This window comes from Burkholderia sp. GbtcB21, from assembly GCF_019091065.1.
In the GTDB taxonomy this organism is placed as follows: Bacteria; Pseudomonadota; Gammaproteobacteria; order Burkholderiales; family Burkholderiaceae; genus Burkholderia; species Burkholderia pyrrocinia_C.
This window is the reverse complement of record NZ_JAGXKA010000004.1, coordinates 338,989-363,917: the sequence shown is the minus strand read 5'-3', so window position 1 is coordinate 363,917 and position 24,929 is coordinate 338,989. Positions and strand designations below refer to the sequence as shown.

Genomic DNA, 24,929 nt, shown 5'->3' with positions numbered 1-24,929 from the left:
GCGTCACCCCGCCAGCATCGTCGCGGCCTGGCGATACCAGGTCGCCAGATAAGGCGGCACGTACAGGCCGAGCATCAGGCCGAGCGCCAGATGGACGAACACCGGCAACAGCGCCGGCCGGTGTCCGAGCGGTTTCGCCGTCGTCGTGCCGCCGAACACCATCCGCTGCACGCGCGCGAAGATCGCCGCGAAGGCGACGGCGAGCCCGAGCAGCAGCAGCGGCGCGGTCCACGGCAGCGTGTTCATCGCGGTCGTCAGGATCAGGAATTCGCTCGCGAACACGCCGAACGGCGGCAGGCCGAGAATCGCGAGCGTGCCGAGCATCATCCCCCAGCCGACGGTCGGACTGACCTGCAGCAGCCCGCGGATGCCGTCGATCGCCTGCGTGCCGGCCTTCTGCGCCGCATGGCCGACCGCGAAGAAGATCGCCGACTTGACGAGCGAGTGCACCGTCATGTGCAGCAATCCGGCGAAGGTCGCGACCGGGCCGCCGAGGCCGAAGGCGAACGTCACCAGCCCCATGTGCTCGATCGACGAATACGAGAACAGCCGCTTCACGTCCTTCTGCCGGAACAGCGAGAACGACGCGACCAGCACCGACACGAGCCCGAACCCGACCAGCAGCCGCCCCGGCAGCCCGTTGCCGAGCGCGCCGTCGGCCAGCACCTTGCAGCGCAGTACCGCATACAGCGCGACGTTCAGCAGCAGGCCGGACAGCACCGCCGAAATCGGCGTCGGACCTTCGGCATGCGCGTCCGGCAGCCAGCTGTGCATCGGCACGAGGCCGACCTTCGTGCCATAGCCGACCAGCAGGAACACGAAGGCGATCGACACGATGGTCGGGTCGAGGTGCGCCTTGACCGCGACGAGGCTCGTCCACAGCAGCGCATCCCCGCCGGCCAGCTGCCGGCTTGCGGCGAGGTACAGCAGGATCGTGCCGAACAGCGCCTGCGCGATGCCGACGCCGCACAGAATGAAATACTTCCACGCGGCCTCGAGGCTCGCGGCGGTCCGGTAGACGCTGACGAGCAGCACGGTCGCCAGCGTCGCCGCCTCCATCGCGACCCACAGCACGCCGAGGTTGTTGGTCAGCAGCGCGAGCAGCATCGCGAACATGAAGAGCTGATACATCGTGTGATAGAGCCGCATCCGCGCGGCCGTCATCCGGCCGCGATCCTCCTCGACCTGCATGTACGGACGCGAGAACAACGACGTCGTCCAGCCGACGAACGCGGTCAGCGCGACCAGGTAGACGTTGAGCGGATCGACGAAGAACGCGCCGTCGAACACGCTCGACGGGCCGTTTTCGACGGTGTGCGCGGCGAGCGCGAGCGTCGCCGCGAACGTCGCGAAACTGAAGCCGGCGTTCAGGTTGCGCGCGACGCGGCTGGACCGCACGCACGCGAGCGTCGCGGCGGCCGCGAGCGGCAGGCCGAGCACGGCGAGCACGACATGGGCCTCATTCATCTTTGAGCGTCTCGAGGTGATGGATGTCCAGGCTGTCGAACTGCTCGCGGATCTGGAACATGAACACGCCCAGGATCAGGATGCCGACCAGCACGTCGAGCCCGATGCCGAGTTCGACGATCATCGGCATCCCGTTGGTCGCGGCCGTCGCCGCGAAAAACAGCCCGTTCTCCATCGACAGGAAGCCGATCACCTGCGGAATCGCCTTGGCGCGCGTGATCATCGCCATGAACGACAGCAGCACGCAGGCGAGCGCGATGCCGAGCGCGCCGCGCGCGACCGAGGTCGCGAGCTGGCTGATCGGCGATGCGACGTTGAACGCGACGATCACGAGCACGATGCCGATCAGTTGCGTGGTCGGGATGTTGATCAGCGGTTCGACGTCGGCGCGCACGTCGAGCCGGCGCACGAGCCGATACAGGAGCCACGGGATCACGCCGACCTTCAGCACGAGCGTCAGCCCGGCGGACACGAACAGGTTCGCATCGCCCGTCAGCACGCCGAGAATCAGGTTGGCCGACACGAGCGCGACGCCCTGCAGCGTATAGAGATGGATCAGCGACAGCGTGCGTCGCTGGCTCAGCATCGCGAACGACAGGATCAGCAGCAGCGCTGCCAGGAAGTTGATCAGTTGCGTCGCGTAGCCGTGCATTCACGCCCCCAGCAGGATGTGCACGAGCATGCCGATCACCGCGAGCAGGAACGCGGTGGCGAGAAACTCGGGCACCCTGAACAGCCGCATCTTCGCATTGACGGTCTCGACCGCGGCGAGCGCCGCGCCGCCCGCCATCAGCTTGACGAACAGCACCGGCACCGCCAGCAGCAGCGCGAGCGGGTTACCGGCCTCGGCGATGCCCCACGGGACGAACAGCGCGAGGCCGATGCACGAATAGGCGAACAGCTTGAGACTCGCCGCCCATTCCATCAGCGCGAGATGCCGCCCCGAGTATTCGAGCATCAGCGCCTCGTGGATCATCGTCAGTTCGAGGTGGGTGGCCGGATTGTCGACGGGCAGCCGTGCGTTTTCGGCGAGCGACACCAGCGTGAACGCGATGCCGGCAAACGCCAGGCTCGGATAGAGCGTGAGCTCGCCGCGCCCGAGCGTGCCGACGATACTCGTCAGCAGCGTCGACTGCGTGATCAGCGACGCGGACAGCAGGACCATCAGCAGCGCCGGCTCCGCGAGGAAGCCGATCAGCATCTCGCGCCGGGCGCCGAGCGTGCCGAATGCCGTGCCGATGTCCATCGCGGCGAGCGACAGCGCGACGCGCGCGAGCGCGAACAGGCCGACGAGCGCGATCGCGTCCGCGGCGGGCGACAGCGGCAGCTCCGTCGACAGCGTCGGCACGATCGCGCACGCGAGCGTCATCGCTGCCCAGACGACGTAGGGCGCGCCGCGGAACACCGCGCTCGCACCGTGCGCGACGACCGATTCCTTGTTGAACAGCTTGTGGAGCATCCGGTACGGCTGCCAGACCGACGGCGCGCGCCGGTTCTGCAGCCACGCGCGGCACTGGTTGATCCAGCCGGACAGCAGCGGCGCGGCGGCGAGCGCCACCACGATCTCGAGAATCTGCGATACCACGCCGGAGACGGTCACCATCTTCTCACCAGCATCAGGAGCAGGATCAGCACCGCGAAGCTGTAGGTCAGGTAGACGGCGATCCTGCCCGTCTGCAGCCGGCCCGCCCATTCGGCCGCGCGCAGCGTGATCGCGGCGATGCGCTCGTAGAGCAGCCACGTGCGATCGGCAACCGACACCCGGTACGCGGGCTGCGCGTCGAACGGCGACGGCACCTGCCGCTCGATGCGCAGCAGCGGCGCGAAGATCTCGCGGATCGGCTGCCCGAACCCCTCGGCCGTGTCCTGCATCCGCGTGGTCGGAAACGGGAAGCCGCAACCCCACGGCGCGGCGCGGCGCAGCCGGCCGTGGTAGAAGCGCCGCACCAGCAGCCACGCGAGCCCGCAGCACGCGACGAAAAACAGCATGAACACGGCCGGCATGTAGCTCGCGCGCGCGGTCGACACCGGCACGAACAGCAGCCAGCCGTGATTGTCCGCGCCGACACCGGCGCCGACGAGCCCGCGCGTGACCGGATCCAGCAGCTTGACGAACTGCGCGGGCATCAGCCCGAGCAGCACGCTGACCGCCGCGAACCAGCAGAACGCGAGCCGCTCCCACGCATTCGCGTCGCGGGCGCGGCTCAGCTTGGCTTCCCTCGGCTGCCCGAGAAACACGATGCCGAAGAACTTGACCATCGTGTAGCCGGCGAGCGCGGCCGACATCGCGACCAGCGCGGCCGCGATCGGCACCGTCATCGCCAGCACCGAATCCGGCAGGCCGGGCGTGAACAGGAACGCCTGCAGCAACAGCCACTCCGCGACGAAACCGCTCAGCGGCGGCAGGCCCGCGCTCGCCGCGACGCCCACGAGCACGGCCCAGGCCGTCCACGGCATGAAACGGATCAACCCGCCGAGCTTGCCGAGATTGCGTTCTCCGGTGGCGTGCAGCACGGCGCCGGTCCCCAGGAACAGCAGGCTCTTGTATGCCGCATGCGCGACGACCTGATAGAGCATCGCGGTCAGCGCGAGCGCCGCCAGGGTCGTCATGCCGAACGCGCGAAACAGCACCGCGAGCCCGAGCGACACGAACATCAGGCCGATGTTGTCGATCGACGAATAGGCGAGCAGGCGCTTCATGTCGACCTGGATCGTGCTGAAGACCACGCCAAGCAGCGCGGTGCCGCCGCCGAGCACGAGCAGCAGCACGCCCCACCACGCGATCTGCACGTGCAGCAGGTCGAACACGGTGCGCAGCAGCCCGTAGAGCCCCACCTTCAGCACGAACCCGCTCAGGAGCGCCGACACGGGGGACGGTGCGGCCGGATGCGCATCGGGCAGCCACACATGCAGCGGAAATACGCCCGCCTTCGCGCCGAAGCCGACGAGCGCGAACAGGAACGCGAGCGACGCCCAGGTTGCATCGAGCGACTGGGTGCGCATGTTCGCGAACGTGTAATCGCCGGTGCGCGCCTGCAGGATGCCGAAGCACAGCAGCAGCGCGAGCGCGCCGACATGCGAAATCAGGAAATACAGGTAGCCCGCACGGCGGATTTCGCCGATCCGGTGATTGGACATCACGAGGAAGGTCGCGGACAGCGTCAGCGTTTCCCACGCGACCATGAACACGTACGCGTCGTCGGCAACGAGCACGAGCGCGATGCTCGCGACGCACACGTGATATTCGCAGCAGATGAGCCCCGGCGCGGCGCCCTCGCCCTTGCGGAAGTAGCCGGCGGAAAACGCGCCGATCCCGGCACTGACGAGGCCGAGCACGAACAGGAAATAGCCGGACAGGCGGTCGAGCCGCAGATGGAACGGCAGGTCAGGAAGCCCGATCGGCAGCACCGCGACGGACGGCTCGGCAAACACGCCCGCGAACCCCGCGGCCGCCAGCAGCAGCCCGCCCAGCGCACCGAGCGGAAACAATCCGTGCGCGACGACCCGCGTGCGATGCAGCGCCCCGAGCCCCAGCGCGCCGATCGCGAGCCAGGCGGCCACGACCAGCAGCACGAAATGGACGACCGGCACGGATGCCATCCGGATTGTCTCCAGTACGCTCGGGTTGAACGGGGGCATGGAACGGCGACGGCAGGCGCGCCGGCTCCACATGCATTATTGCATCGAAAGCCAAATCTGGCTAACAGGATATGATAATGGCATTATCATACAAGCCACATGATTCGAGGAAGCCGGCGCCTTCGCGGGCCACCCGTTCGGCCCGCAGAGCGCCGTCCGGCACGTCCGCGCCCGCGAACCCGGCGATTGAGCGAAACCCTTATGCCAGCGCAGTACTTTCGAAGCCTGACGGGTAAACACCGCAGCGCAACCGCGAACCGCCAGCTCGGCTTTTCGCTCGCGTTCGTCGCCGGCGCGACCAACGCGGGCGGCTTCCTTGCGGTCAGGCAATACACGTCGCACATGAGCGGCATCGTGTCGGCGATCGCCGACCAGGCGGCGCTCGGCGACATTCCGCTCGCGCTGGCCGGCATCAGTTCGCTGGCGTCGTTTCTCGTCGGTGCCGGCTGCTCGGCGGTGCTCGTCAACTGGGGGCGCCGCCGCGGCCTGCAGAGCCAGTACGTGCTGCCGCTGCTGGTCGAGGCCGTGCTGCTCCTGCTGTTCGGGCTGCTCGGCAGCCACCTCGCGCTGTGGGAGGCGTTCTTCGTGCCCGTGACCGTGATCCTGCTGTGCTTCATCATGGGGCTGCAAAACGCGATGATCACGAAGCTGTCGGGCGCGGAGATCCGCACGACGCACATGACCGGCATCGTGACCGACCTCGGCATCGAGCTGGGCAAGCTGTTTTACTGGAACCGCTCGGCCGTCGACGTGGACATGCATGCGGTCGTCGCCAACCGCGCGAAGCTGAGGATTCACGCCACGATGCTGGCGTCGTTCTTCGTCGGCGGCCTGGCCGGTGCGATCGGCTTCAAGTACGTCGGCTACGTGTCGACGGTACCGCTCGCCGGCATGCTCGTCATGCTCGCGATCGTGCCCGTGGCCGACGACGTGCTGACCTGGTTCTGCCGGCTCGATCGTCGGCCCTGAGCCGGCGCGCAACCCGACCCGTGCGCGAGCATTCCGGCGGGCCGTCCGGATGGATGGCCGGACCGCACGGTGGATTCAACCGGCCGGACAACCCGTTTCGGCCGTGATGCCGAAAGCAGATGTATTATAATTTGATTAACATATCCGCCGACCTGTCCGCGCAATGGAAACGAAGACCGCCCGCCTGACCGTCCTGATCGATCCCGCCAAGAAGGAAGCATTCGAGATGCTCTGCGCGGCGCAGGATCTCACGCCGTCGCAAGTCGTCCGTCAGTTGATCCGCGAGTATCTCGAGCATCACGGCGTGACCTACAAGACCAAGAGCCCGCTCGGCAAGCGCATGAAGTAACCGCGGGTCAAGCCCCGATTTCCCAGCGCCCGGCTTGCTCGCGCCAGGCCAGCCGCGCCGGATCGATGCCCGCGCCGCCCTTCAGCCGCCGGGCCGTGGAGGCCAGCTTCAGCTCGCCGGCAACGGCGAACTGAAGCGCGCGCTCGAGCAGGATGCGCAACGACGGCAATCGTTCGCCGCCCTTCCATGCGAACGCGATGAAGTTGTTGTCGTCACCGCACGGGACCAGCGCATACGACGTACCGAACACGTCGCGCAGCCGCTCGAGGTACAGCGGCAGCGCCGGATCGTCGTCGGTGAAGTTGATCGCGAGCACGCCGGCCTCGTTCAGCCGCTCGCGGCACGCCGCGAAGAAGCCGGCACTCGCGCACCGGCCCGGCATGCCTTCGGCGACGAACGCGTCGTGCAGGATCACGTCCGTGCGCACGTCCGTCTCCATCATGTAGTCCGCGCCGTCGGCACACACTACCCTGAAGCGCGCATCATCCGCAGGAATCCTGAACACGTCGCGCAGCGCGATCACCTCGGGATTGATCTCGACCGCATCGATCGCCGTATCGGGCAGATGCCGGCGACAGTATTTCGCCAGCGAGCCGCCACCGAGCCCGAGCATGCAGATGCGCACGGGCGCGGGCTGCAGCAGCAGGAAGCCCATCATCACGCGCGTGTAGCCGAGCACGAGCGCGGCCGGATTCTTCAGCGACATGAAGCTCTGCGTGGCGAGATGATCGAAGTGCAGCGACACCGCATCGCGCGTCTCCAGCACGAACGGCCGGCCATCGTGCAACGGCGTCGACAGGAATCTGACGAACGCATCGTAGGAGGTTCGATCCTCTGCCATGCTGGTTATGCCCGGGTAGTCAAACAGTCGAAGCCGCTCGAAGCACGGGCGGCCGGCCACGCGAACGAAGCGCCGCCGCGGCGGCGCACGCGCGCAATCACACCTTCTTCAAGAAACAGGCCTTCAGCATGAAGCCGCCGGCGTCCGTCTTGCAGTCGACTTCGTGATCGCCGCCGACGATCCGGATGCTCTTGACCTTGGTGCCCATCTTCAGCGTGATCGACGAGCCCTTCACGCGCAGGTCCTTGATCAGCACGACCGAATCGCCGTCCGACAGCACGTTGCCGTTCGCGTCCCTGACGACGTCGCCGGCCGCTTCATCGCCGGCTTCGGCGCCGGCCGTCGCCGACCATTCGTGACCGCAGTCCGGGCACACGTAGAGCGTGCCGTCCGGGTAGGTGTTTTCCATCGCGCATTGCGGGCAGGCAGGGGCGGCGTTCATTGCAGCATCCATCGGGTAAGGTTCGAGTCGAAAAAACGGGGGCGTGCAGCATCTGGTGCACACGGCATTATAATACAATACACATGTTTTCCAGCGCTGTACTATAATCCTCGCTTTCCGCCGTTCATCGGACTTGCAGGCGGTTTCGCTGAGGATGTCGACATGTTCGAGCTGGATGGTGCACTGCTGCGGCCCGATCGGCGCCCCGTTACCCTTCGGGAACTCACGGAAAACCGGCCGCTCGTCGTCGTGGGCGTCGGGCGCGGCGTCGAACGCGGCTTCCAGCTGATTCATCGCTTCCACGACGTCGGCGCACAGCTGGCGGCGGCCGAGATCCACCTGGCTTTCGTGTATCCGGCGGAATCGGCCCGGCATGTGACGGATCCGATCTCGGTCGCCTGCGTGCGGTTCCGGCGCCATCCTCACCTGCTGCTCGATGCCGACGACCATTGCTTCGCGCGCGGCGTGCCGCCTCGATCGCTGCGCGCCGTGTTCGTCAGCCCGGAAATGGAACGACTCGCCGGCATCGACATCGACTTGCGCGACGCCGCGTGGGAAACCGCGTTTCGCGCGTTTCTCGCGCACTGCGGGCTCGGCGCCGCGCACGGCCCCCGACGACTCAACCAGAGGCTTTCGTAGAAAACGTGGCAACCGTCGTCTACCTACAAATCGGCGCCGCGTGGAACCGGACCCGCGCAGGCGCGGCCAGGGACGCCGTCGTCGCAGTTGCACGTCGCTTCGAAAGCGACATCGTGCTGATCGTGAACGGGTGCCGCGGCAACGCGAAAAACGGCGACGCGATCGCGTCGCTGGAGTTGCGCGGCGGCACGTCCGCCCAGGTGCTGGCCGCCGGGCCCGATGAGGAGGCGGCGCTTCAGGCGCTGCTGCCGTTGCTGCAGGAGGGTTGACCCGCGTGCCGCCCTCCGCCCCGTCGCGCGTCGACCCGCTGCTGTCGATGCGCGCACGCCGCGAGACACGCGCCCGATGACGGAATGCCTGCCGCCGCAGTCCGCACCCGCGCTGCCGCGATCCACACCGTATACCCATTCCCGGAGGAAGTCATGAGCGACCAAGACACGTCAAACGCCCCCAACCTGTCGGCGTCCGCCGTCTGGGCACTCGAACGCCTCGCCGACGTTCGCTACGGCCGGGATGCGCCGGCGCTCGGCTGGTCGATCGCGCGGGAACTCGTCGGCGCAGGTTTCGCCAGCCATCCGCCGCACGGCCGTTCCGGCATTTCGATCACGTCCGCAGGACGGTCCTTCCTGAAAAGCCTGAAGTAGCGGCCGCGCGGGCGGATTCCGCGGTATCGTACCGGCACGTTCCGCGCGGCCGGTCCGCGTGCCTCCCCCTTCCTGCCCATGGAATGCCCGATGACGTCGAATGTCCCGCCGCCCGTCGCCTCCCCGCCCGTTCTCGACACGCCGCGCCTCGTCCTCGAAGGCCATCCGCTCGGCGACTTCGACGCGCTCGCCGCGATGTGGACCGAGCCGGACGTCGTCGCGCACATCTTCAACGGCGAGCCGTCCGCGCCGCGCGATTCGTGGATGCGCCTGCTCGCGTATCGCGGGCTGTGGCCGCTGCTCGGCTACGGCTACTGGGCGATTCGCGAGAAGGCGTCGGGCCGTTATGTCGGCGATCTCGGCTTCGCCGATTTCCACCGGCTCGTCGAGCCGTCGATTCGCGGCGTGCCGGAAGCCGGCTGGGCGCTGGCGACGTGGGCGCACGGCAAGGGCTATGCGACCGAGGCGCTCGCGGCCGCGCTCGCATGGCTCGATGCGCAGCAGCGGTTCGAACGCAGCGTGTGTTTGATCGCGCCGACCAACGTCGCGTCGATCCGCGTCGCGGAGAAAGCCGGTTATGGCGATCCGGTGCGCATCCGCTTCAACGACACCGATTCGTTGCTGTTTTCACGCGCGAGCCGGTAAGCGGAAGGCCGCGCACTCGCGCGCGGCCGATACCCGATATGCAACGCGGCGCCGTCACTTGCCCGCTGTCTTCTCGCCGAACGCGGTAACGGCCTGTTCCGGATCGCGCGCAAGCCCTTGCGCGAACACCTTCAGGCCTTCGAGCAGCGGCGTCAACGCATCCCACAGCGCGTCGTCGTGCAGCAGCCGGTACGCGCCGCGCACGCCGGGCGCGACGTGCTCGTGCTGCGCCGGCTGCCACGCGCTCACGTGATGCAGCGCGTCGGCCGCCGCGAACACGGCCTTGGCGAACCGTTCGGGCGGAATGCGCGACAGCGCCATCAGCAGCGCCGCGAGATTCTGCATGCCGCTCTGCATGCCGGGCTTGTCGAACGCATCGACGAACGTGTCGGCCAGCCGCGCGTTCGCGCTGACGACCTCGTTCGCGAAATGCAGGAAACCATGCCGGTGCAGGCTGCCAAGCAGGTGTTCGAGCGCATCGTGCGCACTGGGCTCCGCGTGCGGAGGCGTGATGTCGGGGGGCTGGCGTTCGGTCATCGGCTCGTCTCCGGATGGGGCGCCGCGTTGCCGCCGGGGCGGCGGTCATGCGCGCGCCGACTTCGTCTCGTTCATCCTCCACTGCGAGGCGGCACCGCTCGCGACGGCCCGGTACCCGGCTTCTTCGACCTGCGTTGTCGGACACATATGTCCGTACCCGACGGTCACGAAATGACAAGCATTTGAAAAATCCGGATGCTCGGCCCGATAGCGAAGCATGCGTGCGCACCCGTCACGATTCCCGCCGGGTTCCTGGCTGATCGTCGGCCGTTCCGCGATCGTCGCCGGTGCCCGGCGTGCCCTCGCTCGCGGCGGCCCGCTTCGCCAGTTCGAGATAGTTCCGGGCAAGCTCGCGCAACTTGTCTTCCGACGCATCCTCGATCCCGATCAGTTGATCGTTCGCCGCGCGCGTCACGGCGACGAGCTCGTCGAGCTTCAGGTGCAGCGCAACGCTGTCGCGGTTCTGGTTGTGCTGCAGCAGGAACACCATCAGGAACGTGACGATCGTCGTCCCGGTATTGATCACGAGCTGCCACGCATCCGAATAATGGAACAGCGGCCCGCTGACGAGCCACACGACGATAACGGCGACCGCGCTGCCGAACGCGACCGGCGAACCGGCCCAGACGGTCACGTGCGACGCCAGGCGTTCGAATGCACGCGTAACGGGATGCCTGGCCGGCACAAACCGTGGATCGGCCGCCGCTCCGCCGCCCGCGCGTGGACGGCCGCGGGATGAATCGTTCGATTCGCGCATGGTGCCTCCCGGATGAGACTGTCGGTCGCGGCGCGTGCGGCACGGGGTTCGGCCCGTATGCGGGCGCCGTCGACGAACGAGTATTTCGACGAGCATTTCGCGTGCCCGGCGGGCTCGAACCGCGGCCTCCGGTCATAAAGCGCAAATCAACGCGCGCCAAACCATCTTCTGCAATTCACCCGCCGTGCTTGCATAGCCTGCCCGGTCCCGGCTGTTCGGGAATGCGTCGAATGCGGTTCGCCGAGGGTTCCACGCGTCCGGGCTGCCCACGCTCCGTTACTTCGTACACGAAACCGACTTCGACCGTCCCGCCCCGTCAACCGAATGAAAGCAACCGACCGGCGGACTGATTGAACATGGCCTCGTACGCAACCTGCGAACTGGAGCCTCCGCGGGATCGACAGGTTGAAGCCCGCTCCTGCAACGCGTCACTCCGGCAGCACCGCCACCGCCTTGATCTCGACGATGTAACCGGGCGACCCGCCCAGCATGTGCGCGCCGACCGCCGTCCACGCCGGCTTCGGATGCGCATCGACGTAACGGTCGCGAACCTGCATGAACAGCGGCAGGTCGCGCATGTCGGTATGGAACGTCGTCAGGTCGACCACGTCGTCGAACGATGCGCCGGCCGCCTCCAGCACGCGTTTCAGGTTCTCGAACGCCTGCACGATCTGCGCTTCGCGGCCTTCGACCAGTTGCATCGCCGCATCGCGGCCGATCTGGCCGGACACGTAAAGCGTGTCGCCGACCTGCAGGCCCGGCGCGTAGCCGATTTTTTCGTACACCGCTTCCATTCCCGCCGGAACGATGGCTTTGCGATCACCCATGAATGTCTCCGTGGCCGGCGTCTCGGCGCCGGCCGGCTAGTTGGTTATCGATGAACACCTGCAAGCAGCTTCACCGCGCACCGCTCAGCCCGTATCGCCGCCCGCGACCGGCAGCACCGTGCCGGTGATGTAGCTCGCTTCGTCGGATGCCAGGAACAGGATCGGTGCGATCTGCTCGTCGAGGCTGCCGTAACGCTTGAAAAACGTCGAATCGGTCACCTGCCGCACGGCTTCGCTCATCCACGCCCGTTCCTGCTCGCTGTCGCCGGCCGCATTGCGCGGCACGCGGCGCGGCGGCGCGCTGGTGCCGCCCGGCGCGGTCGCGACGACGCGGATGTTGTGCTCCGCGTATTCCATCGCGAGCGCGTGCGTCAGCGCATTGACGCCGCCTTTCGCCGCCGAATACGGCACGCGGCGGATGCCCCGCGTCGCGTTCGACGAGATGTTGACGATCGTGCCGCCGCCGCGCGCGAGCAGGTGCGGCAGCGCCGCGTGGCACGTATAGAGCGTCGGCATCAGCGAGCGGCGGATTTCCGCGTCGATCTGCGCCGGCTCGAATTCGGCGAACGGGCGCATCCGAATCGCGCCGCCGACGCCGTTGATCAGGATGTCGATGCCGCCGAACGTCTGCACCGCACACGCGATCGCCGCGTGCGCGCCTTCGTAGGTTTCGAGATCCGCGACGAATCCGGCCGTCTCGCCGCCCATCGCTTCGGCCGCCACCTCGGCGACGAAATCCGCGCGATCGACGAACAGCACCTTGCCGCCTTCGGCCGCCGCGCGCAGCGCGACGCCGCGGCCGATGCCCTGCGCCGCGCCGGTAACGACGACGACCTTGCCCGAGAATCGTTGCATGATCATGCCGCCTTTGCCGTGACGTTGGGGGTGAACTTCTCGTAGTGGAAGCTGTTCGGCTTCACGCCTTCGTCGTCGAAGTATGTGCGCACCGCGTCGACCATCGGCGGCGGCCCGCACAGGTACACGTCGACGTCGCCGTCGTTCAGCGCATCGGCCGGAATGTGCTGCGTGACCCAACCCTTGCGCGGATGGCTCGACCCGGCGTCCGCGACGACGGTCGCAAAGCTGAAGTTCGGCAATTTCGCCGCATACGCTTCGATCGCGTCGACCAGCACGAGATCGAGATCGCGCGTCACGCCGTAGATCAGGTGCACCTTCTGCTGCGAACCGGTACGCGCCAGCACCTCGAGCATCGACAGGAACGGCGCGAGGCCCGTGCCGCCCGCGAGGAACAGCAGCGGCCGCTGCACGTCGCGCAGGTAGAAGCTGCCGAGCGGCCCGTGCAGGTCCAGCTTGTCGCCCGGCCGCGCCGATTCGAGCCACGTGCTCATCACGCCGCCGGGAATCTTCTTGATCAGGAAGCTGACCTTCGCGTCGGCCGGCGCCGACGAGAAGGAATACGAACGGTGCTGGCCGCTCGCGGGCACGTCGATGTTCACGTACTGGCCCGGCAGGAACACGGGCGCGGCCGCGCCGACGTCGAGTTCGAGCACGACGGCCGCATCGTTGTGCTGCTCGACCTTGGTCACCGTCGCGGCGAACCCGCTGTGGCCGGTCTTGCATGCGACCGACGACGTCGGCACCGCGATCACGCAATCGCCTTGCGGCACCATCTGGCAGGTCAGCACGAGGCCGCTGTCCTTTTCGTCTTCGGTGAGCGCGTCGTCGATGTAGTCGTCGCCGAGGTCGTAGCTGCCGCTTTCGGCGCGGCACTTGCAGGTGCCGCACACGCCGTCGGAACAGTCCATCGGCAGGTTGATCTTCGCGCGGAAGGCCGCGTCGAGGACTTTCTCGCCGGCCTTGCAGTCGATGAAGCGGGTCACCCCGTCCTCGAAATTCAGTGCAATCTTGTAGCTGGACATGGAATCACCTCCACTTCCCTTCATGACAAAACAACGGCGTCAGACGTGATAGACGTCGAGCACCTGCCGGATGTAGTCGTTCTTCAGCACGATCTTCTTGTACGAGATCAGCCATGCGTCGCCCACCTTGCGCAACGTGACGAACATCGTGCCGAAGAAGTGATCGGTCACGCGGTAACGATGGTTCAGCGTATGAAAGTTGTAGCGCAAGTCGACCTCGTCGCCGCGTTCGGCCAGCACCTCGACGTTCGTCACGTTGTGGCTGGTACGCGGCTCGGGCGTCGACGCGCCGCTGCGCTCGGTCTTGATCCGGAACACGCGATCCTCGAGGCCGCCGCGATCCGGGTAGTACATCAGCGAGATCTGGCTCTGGTGGTCGTCGGTCGGCCGATCGTCGTCGTCCCACGCGGGCATCCAGTACGTGACGTCTTCCGCGTAACAGGTCAGCCACTCGTCCCACTGGCGATCGTCGAGCAGGCGCGCTTCGCGATACAGCGCGGCGCAGATGGTTCGGTAATCGAAGTTCATGCCGCCACCTCCCCGCGTTCCTTCTTCAGCGCATCGCGCATCACCTGCACCCAGTGTTCGTGCTGGCACACGAACAGCCCTTCGTCCTCGCTGCGCTCGCCCGAGATGCGCGGGTTCATTCCCATCTTCCTCGCGTTCTCGTCCGGGCCGTCGACCCACAGCGGCGCACCGCGCGACAGGTCGTTCCACATCGCCGTAATGCCCGCATAGCCGGCCTGGCATGCACGGAACTCCTCGAGATCGTCGGCGGTGCCCATGCCGGTCACGTTGAAGAAATCCTCGTACTGGCGAATGCGGAGCGTGCGGTCGGCTTCGCTCTCGCCCTTCGGCGCGAAACAGAAGATCGTGACTTCGGTCTTGTCGACGCCGAGCGGCCGCACGACGCGGATCTGCGTGCTGAACTGGTCCATCAGGAACACGTTCGGGTACACGCACAGGTTGCGCGTCTGGTTGACGATGAAATCGGCCTGCACGTCGCCGACGCGCGCCTTGATCTCTTCACGGTGCTGGTACACGGGCCGCACTTCCGGGTTCATCGTTTTCGTCCACAGCAGGATGTGGCCGTTGTCGAAGCCGTACACACCCGCGACCGACTTGCTCCAGCTGTTCGCGTCGACGGCCTTGGTGCCGTCTTCCTTGCGGCGGCCCATCGTCGCCGCGTAGTTCCAGTGCACGGTGCTGACGTGGTAGCCGTCGCAACCATTCTCCATCTGCATCTTCCAGTTGCCTTCGTAGATGTAGGACGAGTTGCCGCGCAGCACTTCGAGCCCGTTCGGCGCCTGGTCGACGATCTGGTCGATGATCACGCGCGTTTCGCCGAGGTAGTCCTCGAGCGGCAGCACGTCGGCGCTGAGGCTGCCGAACAGGAAGCCGCGATAGTTCGCGAAGCGCGCGACCTTCTTCAGGTCGTGCGACCCGTTCGTGTTGAACTGCACCGGATACTCGGTCGTCTTCTCGTCCTTCACCTTCAGCAGCTTGCCGGTGTTCGAGAACGTCCAGCCGTGGAACGGGCACGTGAAGCTGCCCTTGTTGCCGTGCTTGCGGCGGCACAGCATCGCGCCCTTGTGGGCGCACGCATTGATCACCGCATGCAGCTCGCCGGTCTTGTCGCGCGTGACGACCACCGGCTGGCGGCCGATCCACGTCGTGTAGTAGTCGTTGTTGTCCGGGATCTGGCTTTCGTGCGCCAGATACACCCAGTTGCTCTCGAAGATGTGCTTCATCTCGAGTTCGTACAGCTCGGCATTGGTGAAGATGTCGCGGCGGCAGCGGAATACGCCGGCCTCCTTGTCATCCTGCACGGCGGTGGCGAGCAGGTGATCCAGTTCGTTGGCTTGGTCGAGGGTGGCGGACATGTTGGCTCCTCCCATGCGCGTGCCGCGTCCTGCAACGCACGCTCGCATCGGTATCGGTTGAATCTCGAGGGGACCTGGCCGGCGTCGGCGCATCCGCGCCGCGCCGGCGGGCGGTCAGGCCGTCGCGGCTGCGCGCAGGCGGTGGACGATCTGGTTGTCCTTGCCCTGTACCAGCGGCGTCAGCACGAAGTTGAACTCGATGTCCTGGTACGCATCGGCCTTCATGCCGAGCGCCGTGCCGCCGGTCTTGTCGACCACCGGCGGGATCAGTTCCTCGCGCGTCGCGTACGCGAAGTCGTCCCAGATCAGCGGATCGCCGGCGATGTTGAACTGCGTCGTCAGCTTGCGGTGGTCGTTGCTGTCGACGAAGAAGTGCACGTGCGCCGGGCGGTTGCCGTGGCGGCCGAGGCCGTTCAGCAGCTGCTGGGTCGCGCCCTGCGGCGGGCAACCGTAGCCGACCGGCATCAGCGTGCGGAATTCGTACTTGCCGTCGGCGCCCGTCCTCACCGCGCCGCGCAGGTTGAATTCGGTCTGCGCGCCGGTCGGGTCGAAGTGCGAGTAGAAGCCCTTCGAGTTCGCGTGCCAGCATTCGACCACCGCGCCCGCTACCGGCTTGCCGTCGAGGCCGGTCACCGTGCCGTGGATCACGAGCGGGCCCGCGCCTTCGTCCGCGTCGAGGTCGATCTTCGATACGCCGTCGCGCACCGGCGCGCCCGCCACATACAGCGGCCCTTCGATCGTGCGCGGCGTGCCGCCGTCGAGGCCGACCGCCTTGTCCTCGGCGTCCATCCGGATGTCGAGATACTTCTCGAGGCCGAGGCCGGCCGCGAGCAGCGCTGCTTCGCCATCCTGACCAAGCTTGTTCAGGTAGTTGACGCCGGCCCACACTTCGTCGGGCGTGATGTCGAGATCGTCGATCGCCTTGAACAGGTCGCCGAGCAGGCGCAGCACGATCTGCTGGGTACGTGCGTTGCCGCCGTTGCCGCCGGCGTTCGACGCGGCCTTCAGCAGATCCTGCACTTCCCGGCTATCGAAAACTTTGACGCTCATGATGATGTCTCCATGTGTATTTGGGGGAATGACGGCTTTGCGTAACTCGGGTTACCGCGCGGCTTTCGTCAGCCCGTCGCGGGTGAAACGCCTGACCTTGTCCTCGTCGAGTTCGATGCCGAGACCGGGGCCGTCCGGCACGGTCAGTTCGAAATCGCTGTAATCCAGCGGCTGCGTCAGGATCTCTTCGGTGATCAGCAGCGGCCCGAACAGTTCGGTGCCCCACTGCAGGTTCGCGAAACTCGCGAACAGGTGCGCGGAAGCGACCGTGCCGAACGCGCCTTCGAGCATCGTGCCGCCGTACAGCTCGATGCCGGCCGCGTCCGCGATCGCGGCCACACGTTGTGCTGCGAAGAGCCCGCCGCTCTGCTCGATCTTGATCGCGAACACGTCCGCGCCGTGATGCTTCGCGATGTCGAATGCGCTGTCGGGGCCCTGCAGGATTTCATCGGCCATCAGCGCGACCGGGAAGCGGCGCATCAGGCGTGCGAGCGCCGCGGCCGACGCGACCGGCTGCTCGACCAGTTCGCAGCCGGCGTCTGCCAGCGCCGGAATCGCGCGCGCGGCCTGCGTTTCGCTCCACGCCATATTCACGTCGACGCGCACCGACGCGCGATCGCCGACGGCCTTCTTGATCTCGGCCACGTGCCGGATATCCGCGTCCGGCGACTTCGCGCCGATCTTCAGCTTGAACACGTTGTGGCGGCGCAGGTCGAGCATCCGTTCGGCTTCGGCGATGTCGGTGGCCGTGTCGCCGGAAGCGAGCGTCCATGCGACCGGCAGGCGGTCGCGCCGGCGCCCGCCGAGCAGCTCGCCGACCGACACGCCGAGCCGCTTGCCGTGCGCGTCGAGCAGCGCGGTCTCGAGCGCGCTCTTCGCGAAGTGGTTGACCTTCGCGAGCTTGCCGACGAATGCCATCAGCGTCTGGATGCGGGTCGCGTCCTTGCCGACGATCGCCGGTGCAAGGTACGTGTCGATCGCGAGCTTCATCGCCTCGGGGCTTTCCGGGCCGTAGGCCATCCCGGCGATCGTCGTGCCTTCGCCGATGCCCGTCGCGCCGTCGCTGCAGAACACCTTCACGAGCATCAGCGTCTGGCCGTGCATCGTCGCGACCGACAGCTTGTGCGGGCGGATCGTCGGCAGGTCGACGAGACGGGTTTCGATGCGTTCGATGGTGACGGTGGACATGGGGCGCGCTGCGTGTGGGGAGTTCATGGAACGGATTTATACGCGCCGGGCAAATTCACCGTCCAATACTTTTAGGCGTGTTTTTCGATACCTTACAGGTATTGAAACAGGACTGGATACGCGAAATATTGCGATGTGCCATACCTTGTGTGGATAGGTATATGGGCCGGAAGGCTTGATGGCGCGGGTTGCGCGCGCTCGAGCCACTGCTTGCGCGAGGACGTGACGCGGCGGCGCTCCGAGCCGGGGAATCCTGCCGAAATCCGCGTCCCGCCGGGACGGGATCAGGGTTTTCCTGAGCGAACAACGGCGTGGTTGGCCTTCCGGATTGCGACTTCGACTTCGGTGAACGATCGGCAGGAAATCGGTACGCGGATACCGACGTGCTCGCCGATTCGTGCGGCGACACCCGCTGTTTCGCTCGACGGCGCGCGTCCCTGCCGCCGTGACGGCGGAAACGACACGCCGTTCGCACGGCGGTATCGGAGTGTTCAGTTTCCGCACACGTCGACGCGTGCCCCCACCGGCCGGCGCGGGCGCGGCGGGTGGGAACAAACCCGGATGGCTCCGCTTCCTCTCGGCCGCCTACCCTCGCGCGCATGCCGGTCGGCGCAATGCAAGGCCCGATCCGGCGGGTCGGAATTTCCTCAGGAGCGTACATGGATAGCAGCAGCAACACGGCACTGTTCGACGCCGGCGTCTGGCACGGCAAGACTTTCAACGGGCGCTGGCACGCCAGCCCGCACGCGGTCGACGTAATCGAACCCGCGACCGGCAACACGCTCGGCCGCGTCGGCCTCGCGGACGGCGCGGCGGTGGCCGATGCGGCAGCCGCCGCGCATCGCGCGCAGCCCGCGTGGTTCGGCCTGCCGTACGACGAACGCGCGGCCGTCCTGCGCCGCGCGGCGGCCGTCGCGGAAACGCACTTCGATTCGATCGTCGACTGGCTCGTGCGCGAAAGCGGATCGACGCGCGCGAAGGCGTCGTTCGAAACGTCCGTCACGATCAAGGCGCTGCACGAGGCGGCGGGGTTGCCGTCGCGCGCGGCCGGCGAAGTCCTGCCGTCGGCGGCTGGCCGGCTGTCGCTCGCGCGGCGCCGCCCGCGCGGCGTCGTCGGCGTGATCTCGCCGTTCAATTTCCCGCTGTACCTGGCGATACGCGCGGTCGCGCCGGCGCTTGCGCTGGGCAACGCGGTCGTGCTGAAGCCCGATCCGCGTACCGCCGTGTGCGGCGGCGTCGCGATTGCCCGCGTGTTCGAGCTCGCCGGCCTGCCGGAAGGCGTACTGCACGTCCTTCCCGGCGACGGCGCGGCCGGCGCCGCGCTGGTCGCCGATCCGAACATCGCGATGATCCAGTTCACCGGCTCCACCGCGGCGGGGCGCAAGGTCGGCGAGGCGGCCGGCCGCCACCTGAAGAAGGTCTCGCTCGAGCTCGGCGGCAAGAACTCGCTGATCGTGCTCGACGACGCCGACCTCGACCGCGCCGTCGCCAATACCGCATGGGGCGCGTATCTGCATCAAGGCCAGATCTGCATGGCGACCGGCCGCGTGCTCGTGCAGCGCGGCATTCACGACCGCTTCGTCGCGAAGCTCGTCGAGAAGGCCCGAAGCCTGCGCGTCGGCAATCCCGCGACCGCGGACGTCGGCCTCGGGCCGCTGATCAATGCCGCGCAGCTCGATCATGCGGCGAGCCTGGTGGACGCGGCCCGTCGCGCGGGCGCGCATGTCGAGACGGGGGGCGGCCATCGCGACCTGTTCTTCGAGCCGACCGTGCTGAGCGGCGTCGCGCCGGGCAACCCGGCGTTCGACGAGGAGATTTTCGGGCCGGTCGCGGTCGTCGTGCCGTTCGATACGGACGAGGACGCCATCGCGCTCGCGAACCGCAGCGAATACGGGCTGTCGATGGCGATCCTGTCCGCCGACGTGGGCCGGGCGCTGAGGATCGGCGAGCGCCTGAACACCGGGCTGCTGCACATCAACGACCAGACGGTCAATGACGAAGTGATCAACCCGTTCGGCGGCGTCGGCGCATCGGGCAACGGCTCGAGCATCGGCGGTGCCGCGAACTGGGAGGAGTTCACGCAGTGGCAGTGGCTGACGATCAAGGGTGAAGCGCCGCCGTATCCGATTTGACAAGGAGACCGAACATGTACACGGAAAACGATTCACGCGTCGTCACCGCAGCCGTCGCGCGCGCGGCCGGCGCGCCCTTCTCGATCGAAACCGCCCGCCTGCGCGCGCCGCGCGACGACGAGGTGCGGGTGCGCGTCGTCGCGACGGGCCTGTGCCACACCGACCTGATCGTGCGCGACCAGTACTACCCGGTGCCGCTGCCGGCCGTGCTCGGTCACGAGGGCGCCGGCGTGGTCGAAGCGGTCGGCCCGAACGTGACGACGCTCGCCGCGGGCGATCACGTCGTGCTCACCTACGGCGCGTGCGGTCACTGCCCGTCCTGTGTCGGCGGTCACGGCGCGTACTGCCGGCACTTCTTCGGGCTGAATTTCGGCGGCGCCGACGCCGACGGGCAGACCGCGATCCGCGACGAACACGGGCAGCCGCTGCACGATCATTTCTTCGCGCAGTCGTCGTTCGCCAGCTACGCGCTCGCGCGCGAGAACAACGCGATCAAGGTGCCGCCGGAAGCGCCGCTCGAACTGCTCGGGCCGCTCGGCTGCGGGATCCAGACCGGCGCCGGCGCGGTGATCCACTCGCTCGCGGTGCGCCCGGGCAGCAGCTTCGCGAGTTTCGGCGCGGGTGCGGTCGGCATGAGCGCCGTGATGGCCGCACGCGTCGCCGGCGCAACCACCATCATCGCCGTCGACATCGTGCCGTCGCGGCTCGCGCTGGCGCTGGAGCTCGGCGCGACGCACACGATCAACAGCAAGGAAGTCGACGTCGTCGACGCGATCCGCACGATCACCGGCGGCGGCGTCGACTTCGCGCTCGAATCGACCGGGCTGCCCGCCGTGCTGTCGCAAGGGATCGAAGCGCTCGGCTCGCGCGGCACGATGGGCGTGGTCGGCGCGCCGAAGCTCGGCACGAAAGCGGAATTCGACGTCAACAACCTGCTGCTCGGCGGCCGCTCGATCCGCGGCATCGTCGAAGGTGACAGCGTGCCGCAGACGTTCATCCCGCAGCTCGTCCAGCTCCATCTGCAAGGGCGGTTTCCGTTCGACCGGCTGGTGAAGTTCTATCCGCTCGACCAGATCAACCAGGCCGCGGAGGACAGCAGCAACGGCATCACGCTCAAGCCGATCCTCCGTTTGCCGCATTGAGCGCGGGGCGCCGCCCGCTGCCGGGGCCACTCGGCGGCACGCGGCGGCGGCCCCTTTCGGGAAAATACGCCGCTTCGGGCGCCGGGCTATATTACGCATTCGCGCGACACGCCGCGCCGGCACGCCCGGCCCGGACCTTCGACCCTCATGGAGCGCAGCGTGAAGACGGCACCCGAATCCCCCTCGCGGCCGGTCGACCTCGACCGGCTCCGCGCCCGCTTCGCGGCGGGCGAACCGCTGCCGGAAACGGCGTTGCCGGCCAGCGTCGCGCGCTCGTGGCTGCGCTCGCGCGACGCCGGGCTCCGGCCGTGGCAAACCGCCCGCTATGAAATGCAGCGCGAGCTCGACGAATCGCGCGCGGACCGGCGGCTGTACCGCTGCGTCGCGCAGGAAATCGAGCCGCTGTGGGCCGCGTTCGGCGGCAGCGACTGGACGATCTTCTGCGTCAATCCGCGCGGCACGATCATCCATGCGCGGCGCAGCCCGCATTGCGACGACGCGCTGCTCACGCCGATCATCGCCGGACGCCGGATCGTCGAGCCGAACATCGGCACGACCGCGCCGAGCTGTGTGATTCACGACGGCACCGAGGCGGTCGTCGCGGGCGCCCAGCACTATCTCGACGAATTGTCGCGCGTGTTCTGTCTCGCGGTGCCGCTGGTCGGTTTCGACGGGGAAGTGATCGGCGCGCTGGACATCACCGGCGTCGGCCGGCGCAATGTCGTGCAGTTGCGCGAGCAGTTCCGGCATGCGGCGCTGTCCGCCGAGCAGCGGCTGTATGCGATGCTGCGCGACTGCCATCTGCTGCAGGTACAGCACGATCCGCGCTGGCTCGGCACACCGCTCGCGGGCGTCGTCGCACTCGACGAGGCGGGCCGCGTGCGCGCGGCGAGCCGGCTCGCTCGGCAGATGCTCGACCTTGCGCCTGCCGGGCCGATCGAACCGCGCGATCTCCGGCAACTCTTCCCCGGCGCGACGCCCGCGCAGCAGCGTCGTTTGCTGACACCCGCGCGTACGCCGCAGCGAATCGCGCGCGACGACGGCAGTCACGTCTGGGTTCGGGCCGTGCGCGCGCCGCTCGATCGTGCGACGATGCGGCGTCAATCCGATGCGCTCGAAGACGCCGTCGACGTGTGCGGCACCGCGCCGGCCGCCAGCCCGCAGGCAAGCCTGCACGAGCAGTCGCTCGACGCGATCCGCCGTGCGCTCGACGAGCACGACGGCAATGTGTCGGCCGCTGCGCGACAACTCGGCATCTCGCGCACCACGCTGTACGCGAAGCTCAGGCAGCTCGATGCAACGGGAATCACGAACGACGGGCCGCATTGACACTGCGTGCGGCGATGGTGCCTACGCCGCCGCCCGCCTCTCATGCAGCCGCCACGCGAGCCAGGCGATCTCGACCACGAACGCGCCGACCACGCCACCGAAGGGTCAGCGGCCAGCCGCTGCGACCGACGCCTGCCATTGCGCGGCCACGCCGGCGTAATCCCTGATCTTGAAAGCCGAGCCGTCCTGGACATGGACCCAGCCCAGCGTCCGGTCTGCCAGCGGCTTGTCGTGCTCGTCCGTCGCGATCTTGACGATCGCATGCGCACGGATATGCACGAGACCGTCCGGATAGTCTGACGACGGGTTCGCCAGCGTCACCGTCACGAACGGGCCGAGGTCCTGCAGAAGTCGAGCGGCCGGCGGATGGTCGGCCATCAGCAAACTGCCGCCCTTGACGCGATCGTCCACGCGGATGGCCATGCTGTCCGGCCGCCGGTGCGCGGCAGTCGGCAGCGACATCCAGAGCACGTGATCCGGGTTCACATGGACGACATCGGGATCGCCCATGGCGTCGCGCGTTTCAATCCGGGGTATCGGCATGCAGGTCTCCAGTCGATCGTTGGGCACCCGGGCGCGGGTGCGTCGGCCCCATGATGATGCCGCAATATGTCGGCTTTCCACGTGCCCTCCGACGCGGGGCGGCGAACCTCGTCAGGTCCCCATCCGGAGCATGGCGCGGCAACCTTTACCGGCCGGTCGGTGGCGCCGACTCAACCCGGCGCCACCGACTACCCTCGCCACGTTGCCTGCGCCAGCTTCGCCACCAGTTCGTCGTACACCACCCGGATACGACGGGGTATCGGGCCGCGCCGCGGCCGATAGACGTGCAACTTCCACGGTTCGGGTTCGAGGCTGGACAACAGCCGCACCAGGCGCCCCTTCTTGATGTACGGCCGCACGAGATACTCCGAGCACTGGCCGAATCCCAGCCCTGCGCACACGGCGTCGATCTCAGCCTCGGCGTCGTCCGTCAGATAGGCCGGCGACGCGGGCTTGAATTGCTGCTCCGCGCGAAAAATCCACGGCCACGCCCGACCGCTCGCGCGGTCGATCAGGCACGTCACCGGCATCGATTCGAGTGCCTTGAGGTTTTTCGGCTCGCCCAGCCGTTTGATCAGCGACGGAGCGCCAACGACCCACATCGGCAACGGCCCGACCATTCGCGCGACGAAGCGGTTGTCTCCGATCGCCCCGACCCGCACGCCGATGTCGATCTGTTCGTCGACCACCGGCGAGGGCACATCCGACAGCCGCAGGTCGGGCACGAGACCCGGATACCGCTGCATGAGATCGGTCAGGACCGGCTGGACGTAATGACGCCCCATGCCTGACGGGGCCGTGATCCTGACGACGCCGACCGGCTCGTCGACCTGACCGTTCGCGGCGCCGAACAGCCCGTCGACGGCAGAAAGCGCCGCCTGCGCTTCAAGCGCAAACGACTGCCCGAAGGCGGTAATCCGGATACTGCGGGTCGTCCGGTGGAACAGGGTTTCGCCCAGCATCTCTTCCAGTTCGCGCACCGCGCGCGTCACGACCTGCGGCGACACACCGAGCCGCGCGGCCGCCTCGCGGAACGTGGGCGCCGTGGCCGCCGCGGAAAAGATCTTCAGGATGTCGAGCCGGTTGAGCATGAGGAACCCTTTTGACGCTCGCGAAGAAGCGGTTTCAATTCCCGAAACGGGAATTCTGAATGCGCCATTGTTCCATTTTTTTGCGACCGACGAACGACCACAATGAGCATCAGACGTCGCTTCGACGTGAATGGTCAACCACTTTGGGGAATCTCATCATGAACGCAAGCACACATCCGGCTCAACTCGCGGGCCGCATCGCACTGGTGACGGGTGCCAGTTCCGGCATTGGCCGCGCATCCGCGATCGAACTCGCGCGGCGCGGCGCGAAGGTCGTCGTTTCCGCACGGCGCAAGACCGAACTGGATCGACTGGTCGACGAAATCACGGCCGCCGGCGGCGAAGCGAAGGCTTTCGCCGCGGACGTCGCGAACGAAGACGAGCTCCGCAAGCTGTTCGATTTCACGGTATCGACCTACGGACGCCTCGACATCGCATTCAACAATGCCGGCACGGAAGGCGTGTTCGCGCCGCTGCTCGAGCAGGATGCCGAACGATTCGACATGGTGTTCGAACCGAACGTGCGCGGCGTGTTCAATTCGATGAAGTACGCGGCCGAAATCATGCTGCGTCAGGGCTCGGGCAGCATCATCAACAACGCGTCGATGGGCGGGCTCATCGGCTTCGAGAATGCGTCGGTCTATATCGCGAGCAAGCACGCGGTGATCGGGATGACGAAGACGGCTTCGATCGAGTGGTTCAAGCGCGGCGTCCGCGTCAACGCACTGTGCCCCGGGCTGATCGAAACGCCGTTCCATCATCGCGGCATCTGGCCGTCGGACGATGCGCGGCAGGGCTTTGCCGCAGCGACACCGGCAGGACGGTGGGGGTCCGCCGAGGAGATGGCGACGATCGTCGCGTTCCTCGCATCGGACGATTCCAGCTATGTGTCCGGGCATGCGCTCGTGGCCGACGGCGGCTATTCGATTGCATGA

At 67.3% G+C, this 24,929-nt stretch carries 27 protein-coding genes; 10 read left to right on the top strand and 17 right to left on the bottom strand.

The genetic code is table 11. The annotated features are described in order from the left end of the window. Positions 1–3 precede the first annotated feature (3 nt). The 4 genes from KVT39_RS12600 to hyfB are packed head-to-tail and all read right to left on the bottom strand — an operon-like array spanning position 4 to position 5,067. Positions 4–1,467, bottom strand: coding sequence for a hydrogenase 4 subunit F (locus KVT39_RS12600; protein WP_175747875.1), 1,464 nt, complete (start codon positions 1,465–1,467; stop codon positions 4–6). Beyond that, positions 1,460–2,119 carry a formate hydrogenlyase gene (locus KVT39_RS12595; RefSeq protein ID WP_034184414.1) on the bottom strand — a complete coding sequence of 220 codons (660 nt, stop codon included), beginning with the start codon at positions 2,117–2,119 and terminating at the stop codon, positions 1,460–1,462. Before KVT39_RS12595 ends, KVT39_RS12600 begins: the two co-directional genes overlap by 8 nt. Continuing rightward, positions 2,120–3,070 carry a respiratory chain complex I subunit 1 family protein gene (locus KVT39_RS12590; protein WP_034184415.1) on the bottom strand — a complete coding sequence of 317 codons (951 nt, stop codon included), beginning with the start codon at positions 3,068–3,070 and terminating at the stop codon, positions 2,120–2,122. Next, positions 3,064–5,067 carry a hydrogenase 4 subunit B gene (gene hyfB, locus KVT39_RS12585; RefSeq protein WP_217589199.1) on the bottom strand — a complete coding sequence of 668 codons (2,004 nt, stop codon included), beginning with the start codon at positions 5,065–5,067 and terminating at the stop codon, positions 3,064–3,066. The genes KVT39_RS12590 and hyfB overlap by 7 nt, the downstream gene beginning before the upstream one ends. Positions 5,068–5,307: 240 nt before the next feature. Between hyfB and KVT39_RS12580 the strand changes: the two genes are divergently transcribed. Beyond that, entirely contained in the window at positions 5,308–6,075 is a 768-nt protein-coding gene (locus tag KVT39_RS12580) for a YoaK family protein (protein ID WP_034184417.1), read from the top strand. A 163-nt stretch (positions 6,076–6,238) separates the two neighbouring features. Beyond that, positions 6,239–6,424: a ribbon-helix-helix protein, CopG family gene (locus tag KVT39_RS12575; protein WP_034184418.1), complete on the top strand. Its 186-nt coding sequence runs from the start codon at positions 6,239–6,241 to the stop codon at positions 6,422–6,424. 7 nt (positions 6,425–6,431) lie between these two features. Here KVT39_RS12575 and KVT39_RS12570 read toward each other — a convergent pair whose 3' ends face one another. Both KVT39_RS12570 and KVT39_RS12565 read right to left on the bottom strand, forming a co-directional pair. After that, entirely contained in the window at positions 6,432–7,265 is an 834-nt protein-coding gene (locus KVT39_RS12570; protein WP_217589198.1) for a fused MFS/spermidine synthase, read from the bottom strand. A gap of 97 nt (positions 7,266–7,362) precedes the next feature. Next, positions 7,363–7,707, bottom strand: coding sequence for a zinc ribbon domain-containing protein YjdM (locus tag KVT39_RS12565; protein ID WP_034184663.1), 345 nt, complete (start codon positions 7,705–7,707; stop codon positions 7,363–7,365). 162 nt (positions 7,708–7,869) lie between these two features. On the opposite strand from KVT39_RS12565, the gene KVT39_RS12560 reads away from it, so the two are divergent. The 4 genes from KVT39_RS12560 to KVT39_RS12545 all read left to right on the top strand — a co-directional run bounded on the left by KVT39_RS12560 (position 7,870) and on the right by KVT39_RS12545 (position 9,635). Then, positions 7,870–8,346, top strand: a complete 477-nt coding sequence (locus KVT39_RS12560; RefSeq protein WP_034184420.1) for a hypothetical protein — start codon at positions 7,870–7,872, stop codon at positions 8,344–8,346. 5 nt (positions 8,347–8,351) lie between these two features. After that, complete coding sequence (locus KVT39_RS12555) at positions 8,352–8,615, top strand: HPr family phosphocarrier protein (protein WP_034184421.1); 264 nt, start codon at positions 8,352–8,354, stop codon at positions 8,613–8,615. 153 nt (positions 8,616–8,768) lie between these two features. Beyond that, positions 8,769–8,990: a hypothetical protein gene (locus tag KVT39_RS12550; protein ID WP_034184422.1), complete on the top strand. Its 222-nt coding sequence runs from the start codon at positions 8,769–8,771 to the stop codon at positions 8,988–8,990. A 90-nt stretch (positions 8,991–9,080) separates the two neighbouring features. Further along, on the top strand, positions 9,081–9,635 hold the full coding sequence (locus KVT39_RS12545) for a GNAT family N-acetyltransferase (protein WP_235212566.1): 555 nt from the start codon (positions 9,081–9,083) through the stop codon (positions 9,633–9,635). 54 nt (positions 9,636–9,689) lie between these two features. Here the strand turns inward: KVT39_RS12545 and KVT39_RS12540 are convergent, their stop codons facing one another. The 9 genes from KVT39_RS12540 to KVT39_RS12500 form a co-directional block, all read right to left on the bottom strand. Continuing rightward, positions 9,690–10,172: a DUF1641 domain-containing protein gene (locus KVT39_RS12540; protein WP_217589194.1), complete on the bottom strand. Its 483-nt coding sequence runs from the start codon at positions 10,170–10,172 to the stop codon at positions 9,690–9,692. 232 nt (positions 10,173–10,404) lie between these two features. Then, a complete protein-coding gene (locus tag KVT39_RS12535; protein ID WP_131949581.1) occupies positions 10,405–10,929 on the bottom strand; it encodes a low affinity iron permease family protein in 525 nt (174 codons plus the stop codon). A 428-nt stretch (positions 10,930–11,357) separates the two neighbouring features. After that, positions 11,358–11,756: a RidA family protein gene (locus KVT39_RS12530; RefSeq protein WP_034184426.1), complete on the bottom strand. Its 399-nt coding sequence runs from the start codon at positions 11,754–11,756 to the stop codon at positions 11,358–11,360. Positions 11,757–11,840: 84 nt separating this feature from the next. Beyond that, complete coding sequence (gene benD, locus KVT39_RS12525; protein ID WP_034184427.1) at positions 11,841–12,617, bottom strand: benzoate diol dehydrogenase BenD; 777 nt, start codon at positions 12,615–12,617, stop codon at positions 11,841–11,843. Next, the gene (benC, locus tag KVT39_RS12520) at positions 12,614–13,636 is read right to left on the bottom strand and encodes a benzoate 1,2-dioxygenase electron transfer component BenC (RefSeq protein ID WP_034184428.1); all 1,023 of its coding nucleotides are present in this window, start codon (positions 13,634–13,636) and stop codon (positions 12,614–12,616) included. The genes benD and benC overlap by 4 nt, the downstream gene beginning before the upstream one ends. A gap of 39 nt (positions 13,637–13,675) precedes the next feature. After that, positions 13,676–14,164, bottom strand: coding sequence for a benzoate 1,2-dioxygenase small subunit (benB, locus tag KVT39_RS12515; protein WP_034184429.1), 489 nt, complete (start codon positions 14,162–14,164; stop codon positions 13,676–13,678). Further along, the gene (locus KVT39_RS12510) at positions 14,161–15,519 is read right to left on the bottom strand and encodes a Rieske 2Fe-2S domain-containing protein (RefSeq protein ID WP_034184430.1); all 1,359 of its coding nucleotides are present in this window, start codon (positions 15,517–15,519) and stop codon (positions 14,161–14,163) included. Before KVT39_RS12510 ends, benB begins: the two co-directional genes overlap by 4 nt. A gap of 114 nt (positions 15,520–15,633) precedes the next feature. Beyond that, entirely contained in the window at positions 15,634–16,569 is a 936-nt protein-coding gene (gene catA, locus KVT39_RS12505; protein WP_034184431.1) for a catechol 1,2-dioxygenase, read from the bottom strand. 51 nt (positions 16,570–16,620) lie between these two features. Further along, positions 16,621–17,757 (bottom strand): muconate/chloromuconate family cycloisomerase, encoded by a 1,137-nt coding sequence (locus KVT39_RS12500; protein WP_034184432.1) that lies wholly within the window; start codon positions 17,755–17,757, stop codon positions 16,621–16,623. Between the two features lie 659 nt (positions 17,758–18,416). Between KVT39_RS12500 and KVT39_RS12495 the strand changes: the two genes are divergently transcribed. The 3 genes from KVT39_RS12495 (at position 18,417) to KVT39_RS12485 (ending at position 22,360) form a co-directional block, all read left to right on the top strand. After that, entirely contained in the window at positions 18,417–19,889 is a 1,473-nt protein-coding gene (locus KVT39_RS12495) for a benzaldehyde dehydrogenase (RefSeq protein ID WP_034184433.1), read from the top strand. A 14-nt stretch (positions 19,890–19,903) separates the two neighbouring features. Beyond that, complete coding sequence (locus KVT39_RS12490; RefSeq protein ID WP_105391535.1) at positions 19,904–21,031, top strand: NAD(P)-dependent alcohol dehydrogenase; 1,128 nt, start codon at positions 19,904–19,906, stop codon at positions 21,029–21,031. A 159-nt stretch (positions 21,032–21,190) separates the two neighbouring features. Beyond that, positions 21,191–22,360 (top strand): helix-turn-helix domain-containing protein, encoded by a 1,170-nt coding sequence (locus tag KVT39_RS12485; RefSeq protein WP_235212567.1) that lies wholly within the window; start codon positions 21,191–21,193, stop codon positions 22,358–22,360. 105 nt (positions 22,361–22,465) lie between these two features. On the opposite strand, the gene KVT39_RS12480 is transcribed toward KVT39_RS12485, so the two are convergent. Continuing rightward, a complete protein-coding gene (locus tag KVT39_RS12480; protein WP_034184436.1) occupies positions 22,466–22,870 on the bottom strand; it encodes a hypothetical protein in 405 nt (134 codons plus the stop codon). A 221-nt stretch (positions 22,871–23,091) separates the two neighbouring features. After that, positions 23,092–23,994, bottom strand: coding sequence for a LysR family transcriptional regulator (locus tag KVT39_RS12475; protein WP_034184437.1), 903 nt, complete (start codon positions 23,992–23,994; stop codon positions 23,092–23,094). 158 nt (positions 23,995–24,152) lie between these two features. Between KVT39_RS12475 and KVT39_RS12470 the strand changes: the two genes are divergently transcribed. Continuing rightward, positions 24,153–24,929: an SDR family NAD(P)-dependent oxidoreductase gene (locus tag KVT39_RS12470; RefSeq protein ID WP_175747895.1), complete on the top strand. Its 777-nt coding sequence runs from the start codon at positions 24,153–24,155 to the stop codon at positions 24,927–24,929.